General features: G+C 45.0%; 11 protein-coding genes and 3 tRNA genes. 11 read left to right on the top strand and 3 right to left on the bottom strand.

Going from position 1 to position 10,935, the window contains the following annotated elements; translation table 11 throughout:
* The first annotated feature begins 161 nt into the window (after positions 1 to 161).
* The gene (gene aceA, locus GDA45_01880; GenBank protein MBC6413673.1) at positions 162 to 1,424 is read left to right on the top strand and encodes an isocitrate lyase; all 1,263 of its coding nucleotides are present in this window, start codon (positions 162 to 164) and stop codon (positions 1,422 to 1,424) included.
* A 34-nt stretch (positions 1,425 to 1,458) separates the two neighbouring features.
* Positions 1,459 to 2,802, top strand: coding sequence for an NADP-dependent isocitrate dehydrogenase (gene icd / locus GDA45_01885; protein ID MBC6413674.1), 1,344 nt, complete (start codon positions 1,459 to 1,461; stop codon positions 2,800 to 2,802).
* Between the two features lie 35 nt (positions 2,803 to 2,837).
* Here icd and GDA45_01890 read toward each other — a convergent pair whose 3' ends face one another.
* Positions 2,838 to 4,025, bottom strand: coding sequence for an efflux RND transporter periplasmic adaptor subunit (locus tag GDA45_01890; protein ID MBC6413675.1), 1,188 nt, complete (start codon positions 4,023 to 4,025; stop codon positions 2,838 to 2,840).
* A 182-nt stretch (positions 4,026 to 4,207) separates the two neighbouring features.
* Here GDA45_01890 and GDA45_01895 point away from each other — a divergent pair, with 182 nt between their 5' ends.
* The gene (locus GDA45_01895) at positions 4,208 to 6,304 is read left to right on the top strand and encodes an LPS-assembly protein LptD (GenBank protein ID MBC6413676.1); all 2,097 of its coding nucleotides are present in this window, start codon (positions 4,208 to 4,210) and stop codon (positions 6,302 to 6,304) included.
* A 260-nt stretch (positions 6,305 to 6,564) separates the two neighbouring features.
* Here GDA45_01895 and GDA45_01900 read toward each other — a convergent pair whose 3' ends face one another.
* Positions 6,565 to 7,332, bottom strand: coding sequence for a hypothetical protein (locus GDA45_01900; GenBank protein ID MBC6413677.1), 768 nt, complete (start codon positions 7,330 to 7,332; stop codon positions 6,565 to 6,567).
* 240 nt (positions 7,333 to 7,572) lie between these two features.
* Between GDA45_01900 and GDA45_01905 the strand changes: the two genes are divergently transcribed.
* The 3 genes from GDA45_01905 to GDA45_01915 all read left to right on the top strand — a co-directional run bounded on the left by GDA45_01905 (position 7,573) and on the right by GDA45_01915 (position 8,830).
* Positions 7,573 to 8,346, top strand: a complete 774-nt coding sequence (locus tag GDA45_01905; protein MBC6413678.1) for a PD-(D/E)XK nuclease family transposase — start codon at positions 7,573 to 7,575, stop codon at positions 8,344 to 8,346.
* 102 nt (positions 8,347 to 8,448) lie between these two features.
* The gene (locus GDA45_01910) at positions 8,449 to 8,532 is read left to right on the top strand and encodes a hypothetical protein (protein ID MBC6413679.1); all 84 of its coding nucleotides are present in this window, start codon (positions 8,449 to 8,451) and stop codon (positions 8,530 to 8,532) included.
* Between the two features lie 16 nt (positions 8,533 to 8,548).
* A complete protein-coding gene (locus GDA45_01915) occupies positions 8,549 to 8,830 on the top strand; it encodes a hypothetical protein (protein ID MBC6413680.1) in 282 nt (93 codons plus the stop codon).
* Between the two features lie 238 nt (positions 8,831 to 9,068).
* On the opposite strand, the gene GDA45_01920 is transcribed toward GDA45_01915, so the two are convergent.
* On the bottom strand, positions 9,069 to 10,046 hold the full coding sequence (locus GDA45_01920) for a malate dehydrogenase (GenBank protein ID MBC6413681.1): 978 nt from the start codon (positions 10,044 to 10,046) through the stop codon (positions 9,069 to 9,071).
* 134 nt (positions 10,047 to 10,180) lie between these two features.
* Between GDA45_01920 and GDA45_01925 the strand changes: the two genes are divergently transcribed.
* The 5 genes from GDA45_01925 to GDA45_01945 all read left to right on the top strand — a co-directional run.
* Complete coding sequence (locus GDA45_01925; GenBank protein MBC6413682.1) at positions 10,181 to 10,411, top strand: hypothetical protein; 231 nt, start codon at positions 10,181 to 10,183, stop codon at positions 10,409 to 10,411.
* A 78-nt stretch (positions 10,412 to 10,489) separates the two neighbouring features.
* Positions 10,490 to 10,571: transfer RNA gene (locus tag GDA45_01930), tRNA-Tyr, on the top strand.
* A 73-nt stretch (positions 10,572 to 10,644) separates the two neighbouring features.
* Positions 10,645 to 10,715 (top strand) — tRNA-Gly (locus GDA45_01935).
* 28 nt (positions 10,716 to 10,743) lie between these two features.
* Positions 10,744 to 10,818: transfer RNA gene (locus GDA45_01940), tRNA-Thr, on the top strand.
* 24 nt (positions 10,819 to 10,842) lie between these two features.
* Positions 10,843 to 10,935 (top strand): elongation factor Tu (locus GDA45_01945; GenBank protein ID MBC6413683.1); only part of this gene is annotated, 93 nt, incomplete at its 3' end.

Consider the following 10,935-nt stretch of genomic DNA (forward strand, 5'->3'; position numbering starts at 1 on the left):
TCGTCTTTGCAGTATGTATGCCTGCCAGAGCTATGGACTTCAGGGGATATGAAAATTTTTACAACCCTAACATTAGGCAGATTTTATGAAGCTGTTTATCAAGCTAGATACTTTATACTAAAACGGATTTTGAACGGAGGAAAAGAGTGAAAAGAGAAAAGATGATAGCCGATATACAAAACGATTGGGATAACAACCCGCGCTGGAAGAATGTCACGCGCACATACAGTGCTGAAGATGTAGTGCGTTTAAGCGGTTCGGTGCATAGGGCTTATGCCTATGCGCGCTTGGGTTCCGAAAAGTTGTGGAAGCTATTGCACGATGAGCCGTATATTAATTGTTTGGGCGCATTAACCGGCGGACAGGCAGTGCAGCAGGTCAAAGCCGGCGTAAAGGCGATTTATCTCTCTGGATGGCAGGTTGCAGCGGATGCCAATTTAGCGTGTGCGATGTATCCTGACCAATCGCTTTATCCGGCTAACTCAGTGCCGGCGGTGGTTGCGCGTATCAACAATGCGTTTCAGCGTGCTGATCAAATACAATGGCAGAAGGAAAAGGGTGATGTAGACTTTTTTGCACCGATTGTTGCTGATGCCGAAGCGGGTTTTGGTGGCGTGCTCAATGCCTTTGAATTGATGCGGGCGATGATAGAGGCCGGGGCATCGGGTGTGCATTTTGAGGATCAGCTGGCTTCCGCAAAGAAATGCGGTCACATGGGTGGCAAGGTGTTGGTGCCGACGAGTGAAGCGGTGCAAAAGTTAATCGCTGCTAGGCTAGCATCCGATGTGTGCGGTGTTTCTACATTGTTGTTGGCGCGTACTGATGCCAATGCGGCTAATCTTTTGACATCGGATGTGGATCCTTATGATCAGCCTTTTATCACCGGAGAGCGCACTGTTGAGGGCTTTTATCAAACTAGGGCAGGATTAGATCAAGCGATAGCAAGAGGGCTTGCTTACGCACCGTATGCTGATTTACTGTGGTGCGAAACTGCGGTGCCGGATTTGGACGAAGCACAGAAGTTTGCCGATGCGATTCACGATCAATTTCCTGAGCAGATGCTCGCTTATAATTGTTCACCGTCGTTTAACTGGCGTAAGAATTTGGACGAAGCGAAGATTGCCAAGTTCCAACGGGAGCTTGGCGCGATGGGTTATAAGTATCAATTCATCACGCTTGCCGGTATACACAATATGTGGTACCACATGTTTGATTTAGCCGATAACTATGTCAAGAACGGGATGACCGCTTATGTTGATATGGTGCAACAGAAAGAGTTTGCGGCACTCGACCGCGGCTATACTTTCTCTAGTCACCAAGCTGAGGTAGGCACGGGTTATTTTGACGATGTGACCACCGTTATACAAGGCGGTGCCTCTTCAGTTACTGCACTCACTGGTTCCACCGAAGAAGAGCAGTTTTAGTCCAGCGCATAATTGCGAGAGGACATCTGAAGTTATGGCACCAAGCAATTTAATCAAGGTTCCAAAGCAGGGCGAGGCGATAAAAGTATCTGCCAACGGTGATGTGATGGTGCCCGATTGCCCGATTATCCCTTTTATAGAAGGGGATGGTATAGGTGTTGATGTAACCCCAGTGATGTGTAAAGTGGTAAATACTGCAGTGCAGTGTGCTTATGACGGCAAGCGTCATATCGAATGGATGGAAGTTTATGCCGGTGAAAAGGCCGTTGAACTTTACGGGCAAGACCAGTGGTTGCCGCAACAGACTTACGAGGCTATAGACCAATATAATATTGCTATCAAGGGACCTTTGACGACGCCGGTGGGGGGTGGTATACGTTCTTTGAATGTCGCAATTCGTCAACAAATGGATCTATTTGCGTGTGTCAGACCAATCCGTTATTTTCCTGGTACGCCTACGCCACTGAAAGACTCCGAGACCACTGATATGGTTGTGTTTCGTGAGAATACCGAAGATATTTATGCCGGCATAGAATGGTCGGCCGACACGCCGGAAGTCCAAAAAGTTTTAGATTTTCTCGCCGACGAGATGGGAGTGACGGAAATACGTTTTCCCAACCATTGTGGTTTAGGCGTCAAACCAGTTTCTAAAGAAGGTTCGCAGCGATTGATTAGAAAGGCGATACGCTATGCAATAGAAAATCGTCGTTCGTCGGTGTCGTTGGTGCACAAAGGCAATATTATGAAATATACCGAAGGTGCATTTCGCAACTGGGGTTATGAGCTTGCAGCTGCCGAGTTTGGTGCACAACCGATAGGCGATGGTCCGTGGTGCACGATAGAAAACCCTAAGTATCCGAGTGAGACCATTGTTATCAAAGACATCATTGCCGATAATTTTCTACAGCAAATACTTTTGAAGCCGAACGAGTATGATGTGATAGCCACTCTCAACTTGAATGGCGATTATATATCCGATGCTTTGGCAGCACAGGTGGGGGGCATTGGGATTGCGCCTGGGGCTAATATGTCCGATAAGGTTGCGGTGTTTGAAGCCACTCACGGCAGCGCACCTAAATACGCCGGCAAGAATCGTGTTAACCCGGGTTCTATTATTCTTTCCGCTGAGATGATGTTACGACATATAGGATGGCACGAGGCTGCCGATTTGGTCATCCATGGTGTGGCAGAGGCTATTGCCAATAAGACTGTGACCTATGATTTGGCGAGAGTGCGCGGCGGTATTACTGCTGGCGGCCCTAAGTTGGGCGATGTTGGTGCTGAGTTACAGCGGTTGATGCCGGGAGCTAAACTGGTTACCACTTCGGGTTTCGGTGATGCCATCGTTGGACATATTGAGCTAGAGACCAGCGACTAAAAGCGTGCTTACGGCAAATAATACGCCGTGTGCTATTAGTTTAGCGAGTTCGGAGGGTTTAGTGGGGTTGGTATTACCTCTTGATTGAAATTTAGCTTTTCAATGTCGCGCGCAACGACGAGTTCGCCTACTGTGATTCCTTGCTCTACGACTATCTCATCGCTTAGCCGCATGCCCAGCAATACTTCTCTATTTTCTAAGATATTGTTATCGCTGACGACGAATAAAAAAGGTTGTCCATCTATATACTGCACTGCAGTCACCGGAATACTAATGGCTCTTTCATGACGCTTGCCTTTAAGTGTTGCTTGCGCAGTGGCTCCAGCTTGCAGATCGTTGCCTGACAACCTAATTTTCACTTTGTGGGTGTTGGTTTCGTAGTCGGGGTCTTCTTGTAGAGCAACGAGCGTGCCTTGGTAGTTTTTGTTGCCTATTGTCACTGGCACCGTGCTATTCAATTCTAGTGTGCTGACTTCGGAGTTGCTCACATTTAATATCAAGTCGTAGAGCGATAGGTCAACTAGGGTTGCCACCTTTTTAGATCTGCTGACATAGTCTCCTATTTCAACCATAATTTCGTTGACCGTGCCGCTAAAAGGCGCACTCAAGCTGGTGCGTTGTAAGTCGCGCTGTGCATTATTGAGTAAGCTGTTGTTTAACACCAAGTCTATTTCCGCTTTTCTGATAGAGTACTCTAGTCTGACTTGTTCAGAGCGAAAGTTAACCAGCTGCTTCTTTTCCGACTCCACCACCGACGGCGAGACATGTTGTTTGGATGATAAGCTCTCGACACGAGCCACTTCGCGTCGTTGCAAGGCAACATTTTCCATCGTCAGTTTCAGTAGTTCTTTGTCGTATTTCAGTTGTGCGGAGACATTGTCGCGCCGAGCTTGCGCCTGTATGTAGGCATCGTAATAATCGTCTTTGTCTATTGCTAGCAACACTTGCCCTTGCCGCACATAAGTTCCGGGTTCGACATAGCGAGCGATGATTTGCCCTTCCACTTCAAACTCCAGATCGCTGGTCTTGATAGGTTGCAATCGTCCGGTCAATGTATAGTTGGGTATGATGCTACGCTCTTCAGCAACGACGGTTTCAACACTGGTTAAAGTTTTATCCTCTTTTGAAGCGATAGCTTGAGGGCGAGTTTGCATTAATATGGTGGCGAGGAGTGCGGTTATGCACAATGCTGCCAGTATCATAAATTTTTGAGTCTTTTTCATTTTGCCGTTACCATATATCACTTAAATATATTTATTATCTAATAATTTTAAGAAAATTTCTAAATATTGTTTGCTGTGTTAAGGGAGCTTATTATTTGCCATGTGTCCAACATATTTACCGTGTATAGCCGAGGATGTCGGAGTATTGACATCTTCTACCGAATGCCTTGGCCTATTTAATTATGTTTAGATATGGTTATTTGAGCATTGCGGCATCGAATTTGTTGCTACTGAGTTCGGTATTATTTGCCGAAGCTGAGCAATGTGTGCCGGTGGGTATGCCATCCGCTGCTACCGCTGAGCAACTTCGCCTCTCGGCAGACCGAATAGAAATCAATCCTAATCAAACATCAGTTTTGCAAGGACGGGTACAATTACAGAAAGATAACAATCGGATACTCGCCGATAGGGTTGCAGTTGATGCCGATAACGATAAACTCGTTGCGCGCGGTAATGTGCGTTATACGAGTTGCAATATCCAAACACCGCCCTGGTTTATCTCTGCCGATGAGCTGACTTTGGATAGAGATAAACAGACCGGCGTTATCAAAAGAGCATGGTTGCACTTGGGTGAGGTTCCGTTTTTGTATTTGCCGCGCTACCGTTTGAGCCTATCTGAGAACCGGCGTAAAAGTGGTTTGTTGCCGCCGCGCTTGAGTTATAACAGCAATGCCGGCGTTGAAGCCGGGAGTCCTTGGTATTTTAATATAGCGCCGAATAAAGATATGACGATTACGCCCAAAGTCTATAGTCAGCGCGGTGCAGGAGTTGATGTAGATGCGCGCTATTTATATGCTCGTGAGTACGGTAGATTAGGTTTTTCATGGCTAGATGATACTGATTACGACGACCATCGCTACTTCTATTTTTTTGAGCATCGCGCTAGGGGTGATGATATATTTCGTTTAGATGTTAAAGTGCAAAGGGTCTCCGATACTGATTATATAGAAGATCTAGCTAGCAATATAACTTTGTTGAATCAATCGTATTTGCGTAGTTATGTGGAGAGCGATTTGTTTTGGCGAGGTTGGCACTTTAATTTTCAAAGCGAGTCTTTACAAAGAGCCGACGCTGATGCGAATTGGTTGCAAGAACCTTACCAATATCAGCTCAGACCGGGATTGAAAGCGACGCGGATATTCGACGATGGTCCCTTGGGTATGAATTTCGTGTTTCAATCTCAAGCGGCACAATTCGTGCATAAATATAGTTATATACAAGATAGCGATGGCAACCGTGATTATATTCCAGTTGGCAATCGTTTTCATAATAGTCTCAGAATGGATTGGCAATATCGCCGACCTTGGTTTTTTTTCACATCCGCAGCAACCATCAACCACACGCACTATAAGCTCTATCGGCAAGACAACATCAATCGCACGCAACCGGTCTATAGCCTACATTCGGGCTTGATATTTGAAAAAACACCTGGCGAAGGCGACCGATTCAAGCACACCCTAGAGCCTACTTTGTTTTACTTGAATGTGCCACGACGGCAGCAGGACGATATACCGTTATTTGATACGACTGCAAACGAGTTTAATTTTGCCAGTTTGTTTTCTGAGAACCGTTTTAACGGCATTGATAGAATTGGTGATGCCGACCAGCTGACAGTGGCTTTGAACAGTCGTTTATTACATCGTAGCAGTGGTAAAGAGGCGTTACGCGCAAGCATCGGCCGTATTTATTATTTGAGGGAGCAGCGGGTACGTTTGAATGAGCGGCGCGATGAAAATCGGCCGCAATCTCCGTTAATCGGAGAACTTGGGTTGGATCTGAATAATAAAGTAAAGTTTCTATCATCGTGGGTTTGGGACTCTAAGCAGGATCAAACCTTAAAATTTACTACTAGGCTGTCGCTTAAAGGCAGTGGTAATCGTCGGGTAAATCTATACTATCGCTCGCAAGCTGATGCCTTCGGTGACCAGCTACCCGACGAGTTCGATTCCAACCGCGGCTATGAACAAGCTGGTGTCAATCTAGGTATGCCGTTGAATGATAACTGGACGATGTTGGCCGGCTTGCTACATGATTTTGATGCCGACAATAGTTTATCAACTTTCTTGGGTGTTCGTTATAGAAGCTGTTGCTGGTCGGTTGGTTTTAATGTGCAGCGTCGTTTGGTAGATGTAGACAACGAGAGCGGTCGTTTGATAGATGGTGATTTAGATTATGAAACTCATATAGGTTTTGAGTTCAATCTCGAGGGCTTGAGTGATTTGGGCAATAATCTAGACGAGACTTTGGGCAATCAAATATTCGGCTATTGGTGGGAATAGTCTAGTTATATATCTAAAGGGCTTTAGGGGTTAAAGCCGTAGGAGCGACCTGATATGGCTGCCCCTACGGCCGCGTAGGGACGCGTTTAGCAGAAACTAATATGCCGTATACTGCAACAAGCGCAGTCGGCATGCGTTATGCTAGATACATCGATACGCGAAGGGTAGAGGGTTGCCCGACACGGTTGGCTAGTGTGTGGGTATGCCTCTGTGATTCGGTAGAACATTTCTATACCGGAACTTTTTAGTATTTTTATTTACTAAAAGCTACTGGATACCGAAAAGACGACCGCATCGCAAACTGAATTATCTGCACAGTCATCAGAATCGATGGAATCGTTCCACGACAGATCAAATGTCAGTATATCAAAGGTTTTAGATGCGCCAATTGCGTAATGAGAGTAATCATAGCCGGGCGTTGATTTATCGCCGTCTACATCCAGATAACCGACATTAACATAGGGGTCTATCATGCCCATTAGGCTCATGCCGAATCCACCGTGAATGTAATATGAGTCACCATCTTCGCCGTAATAGTCGGTTGAATAGGCAAGACCTATATTTGCCGACGGGGAGTATTCGTGATCCCATTCATAGCTTAAGCCACCGTAAAACTCTAAAAAGTCGTAGTCGCCTTCGACATCCTCATTTTGGTCAGGATAAATATAGTACAAAGCACCGATATCCCAGCCGATGCCATTGTTAAACTCACCACTGATGCCACCGTACACATCAATTTCAAGTGATGGAGTATCGGAGGTTTCGCCATTGAATTCCAGACTTGATGCCCAGATACCTAGGTAAAAGCCCGATTCGTGCGCATAATCAAAACCGCCTTGTAGTGCTGGATCCTCATTGGTTTGAGTAACGCCGCGATACAAGTACTCCGATGTGAGCGTCACATTGGCACTCAAACTATGCGCTGAATGTTCCTCCGCAATAGCGAAGGAAGAGTAGATAAAAGCTAGGAATAATAAGCTTCCGAAGAAGGGCTTATTAACCCTGCTTAATGTATATAATAATTTCATTTTAATATCCTCAATATAGTTGAATTATAATAATAAAATAAATTATTCTAATTTAGATCTTTGTAAAATTCAATAAAAATCTGTATTTTTGGTCAAATCAAAGTATTAATACCATCTATCGGTTAATTCCGACCGTTTGTCGGAAAAGCTACATCGCCAACCTAAAAACCGATTAACTTATATGTTGTTATCAACAATATTGTTGCTAAAAATCACTCAACCTATAAGGAGAAATATCTCATGACAAAAAAAACGCCCAAAAAAACTATGGGGTTAAAATTAACCCAAGAAATTACATTTAAGATGTTCTTCTCAACGAACAAGCAGGTCTTGATGTCATTGCTTAAGCGCTTTCTGCCTATCCCCGATGACATCTCCGATATCATCATTCTAAACCCTGAAACTGGCAGTCAAGATAACCAAACATCTTCATCCAAGCCGACTGATGCTCTGGACTGCGAACCACAAGCAATGCTGCCTGATAAATCGGATGAAAAGGAGGCCGTATTGGATTTACGAGTCATGCTCAGTAGTGGTGAGAATATCAATGTTCAGATGCAAGTGGCCTCCGGCAAATACCTGAAGGAAAGGATCTTATGTCACTGGTCTAGACTCTATATGCAGGGCTTTAAGAAAGGGAAGGATCGCGACCCAGTCACACCGACCTATTCTTTGACATTCACGACCGACTCGATGTTCGGAAAAGAATTTAAAGGTAGTATTAATTCTTTTTCTCTACGCTTGGAAAAGCACCCTCATCTTCCACCTATTAAAGGTCTTAAGATTGTGACCGCCGAGTTAAATAAACTGCCAAGCGATTATAGGCAATTGACTGATTTAAGAGAGAAATGGTGCTATTTTTTGAATCATTCCGAAGCGATAACGGAAGCGGAATACCATTATTTGTCAGAAGACGAGGAACTTAAGATGGCACTAGAACATTTGAATAGATTGTCGGAAGATGAGAGGTTAAAGCAAGAAGCCTTATCCCGTGAGCCATCGGAGATGTCATAGTATTTACACGAACGAGGACTGCGAGAGGAAAGCGAAGCTGAAGGTATAGCTAAAGGCAGAGCTGAAGGCAAAACAGAGGCGCGTCTTGCAATTGCTAAACAAATGCTGAAAAAAAACTTTCCTCTATCAACAATCTCCGAGCTAACTGGTTTGTCTGACGCTGATATTAACCGTCTAAAAGAGTAAAAAATGGTGCTATCTTTTGAGTCATTCCGAAGCGATGACGGAAGCGGCATACCATTATTTATCAAAAGACGAGGAACTTAAGATGGCACTAGAACACTTGAATAGACTGTCGGAAGATGAGAGGTTAGAGCAAGAAGCCTTATCCCGTGAGCTATCGGAGATGGCACAGTATTTACACGAACGAGGACTGCGAGAGGAAGGCGAAGCTGAAGGTATAGCTAAAGGCAAAACAGAGGCGCGTCTTGCAATGGCTAAACAAATGTTGAAAAAAGACTTTCCACTATCGACAATCTCTTAGATAACCGGTTTGTCTGATGCTGATATTAACCGTTCTAAAGGAACATCGCATTCTTATACAGTCGCAATCGCCTCAATGTTGCTCTATCACGCGCCCAATGTTTAAGTGGTAGTGGTGGCGAGTGTTAAGTTATGCAATGTTGCGTGTTCATCAGCAGAGCAAATGCAACTTGTCAACACTTATTGTCGGTTATGCGAATACGCAAAAAACTTCTTATCAAAGCGTAATTTCAGCACTACTATGTCAATAGGTGCTGCACGGCAGCGCGTTCCTCGCATAATTCTTTCTCAGTGGCTACCATCATTTTGCGCTCGTAGTCATTCAATGGTAAGTCTTGCACTATATGCCATTGTCCGTTATTCGTAGTGACCGGAAAGGAGTAGACAATGCCAGGTGTTATGCCGTAGCTACCGTCGGCGACGACTCCCATGCTAACCCAATCGCCGGCCGGCGTCCCTAGTAGCCAATCGTGTATATGATTAACTATTGCGTTTGCCGCAGAGCCAGCTGACGAAGCACCGCGCGCTTCTATTACTTTTGCACCACGTTGCTGTACTGCTGGAATAAACTCTTGGTGCATCCAATCTTCGTCTAATTCTATGCGTGTGTCGTCTATCTCGCAGTGTAGAGGATCGGGAAATTGGGTTGCCGAGTGATTGCCCCAGATAGTCATTTTTTTGATTTGTCCGACCGCTTTGTTGTGTTTTTTAGCAATCATCGTCAGTGCTCGGTTGTGATCCAAGCGCGTCATACAACTAAATTGTGTAGCAGCTAGATTAGGTGCATGATGTGATGCGATGAGTGCATTGGTATTCGCCGGGTTGCCTACGACCAGTACTTTGACATCTTTAGAGGCTACTGCATTTAATACTTGTCCTTGATGTTTGAAAATCTCACCGTTATCTTTTAATAAATCTTTACGCTCCATTCCTGCGCTTCTGGGTTTTGCGCCGACCAATATCGCAACATCAACATCGGCCATACCCTCTTCAATATTGCTAGTGCTAAGACAGTTGGTCAACAGAGGGAAAGCACAATCATCTAATTCCATTAACACACCGTCGAGCTGTTTTTCGGCTTGCTTCACTTCAATTAAGTTTAGCGCAATCGGTTGGGCGCCGAGCATTGCGCCGCTGGCAATTCTAAACGCAAGTGCGTAGCCAATGTTGCCGGCTGCACCAGTAATTGCAACTTTAATAGCTGTGTTGTTATCCATAGTTAAAATCCCCTAATCTTAGATTTCGTCAATAGCTGGTAGCAAACTATAGTTTGCACATTTACTATATAAGGAAATAATATTCTAGCACAAGTGAGAATGCTGTTTGCGCTGTTGCGTGCGGTGTAACCATTGTGAATAACTGCGATACTCTGCGGCAAATAGCGCATAAATTGGAGGCAGATAGTTGTAGTCGGACAAAGTGGTGTTTGACATCAGGGCGTGCCTGCGGCAGTAGTACGCCACAGACTGAGTATCGAGGTGGTTCAGGTGGTCTATTTTGCGCAGAATTCCATCAATGTAGGGCTACTGCTATAGTATGGCTGGGCATTAGGCTACTGTTTGCAGTTAAAAAATTTACTTAAAAACCCCTAGCTTTATAAAAATATGTTATACTTCTATGTTCTCCGAGTTCTGAATCATCCGCAATCCAATAAGATTGTGGAGGGGTACCCAAGTGGTCAACGGGGGCAGACTGTAAATCTGCTGGCTATGCCTTCGTAGGTTCAAATCCTACCCCCTCCAAGTTATAGCTAGCTAGTTTAGTGGGAGCGAAATTAGTAAATGAACAGTAGTGTGGGATCAATATTTATGAACGGCGGGCGTAGTTCAATGGTAGAACCTCAGCCTTCCAAGCTGATGATGGCGGTTCGATCCCGCTCGCCCGCTCTGGCCTTTTTGCGGCCCTTTTTTGCTCGCCCATATAGCTCAGTGGTAGAGCACTTCCTTGGTAAGGAAGGGGTCACCGGTTCAATCCCGGTTATGGGCTCCATCAACTTTTAATATAGGAAATATTATGTCTAAAGAAAAATTTGAAAGAACGAAGCCGCATGTAAATGTGGGGACTATAGGTCATGTAGATCACGGCAAGACGACCTTGACGGCGGCG

Source organism: Chromatiales bacterium (assembly GCA_014323925.1).
In the GTDB taxonomy this organism is placed as follows: domain Bacteria; phylum Pseudomonadota; class Gammaproteobacteria; order Poriferisulfidales; family Oxydemutatoraceae; genus SP5GCR1.